Origin of the sequence: Nocardioides sp. CPCC 206348 (genome assembly GCF_048654705.1) — a bacterium.
In the GTDB taxonomy this organism is placed as follows: domain Bacteria; phylum Actinomycetota; class Actinomycetes; order Propionibacteriales; family Nocardioidaceae; genus Nocardioides.
This window is the reverse complement of record NZ_JBMCZA010000183.1, coordinates 24,583-24,888: the sequence shown is the minus strand read 5'-3', so window position 1 is coordinate 24,888 and position 306 is coordinate 24,583. Positions and strand designations below refer to the sequence as shown.

General features: G+C 75.2%; 1 pseudogene. It reads left to right on the top strand.

The window, feature by feature from the left end:
* Positions 1–306, top strand: a pseudogene (locus ACOADB_RS14870) (hypothetical protein); the annotation flags it as partial.

The window sequence follows — 306 nt, the reverse complement described above, 5'->3', positions numbered from 1 at the left end:
CGCCTGGTTCGCCACGAGCTCACCCACGCCCTGCTCGGTGCCCGCGGCCGCGGGGCGCCGTTGTGGATCAACGAGGGCCTGGCCGAGTACGTCTCCGTACGCCCACTGCCGCCGGCGAAGCGGCGCCTGCCCGCCAGCGCCCTGTCCGTCGGCGCGAGCGCGACCGACCTCCCGGGCGAGGCCGAGTTCGCCGGGCCCGACGCCGAGGGCTGGTACGCCGTCTCGTGGTGGGTCTGCGAGTACGTCGCCAGCGCCTACGGCGAGGACGTGCTGCTGCTCCTTCTCGACCGTCTGCAGCACGGCGCC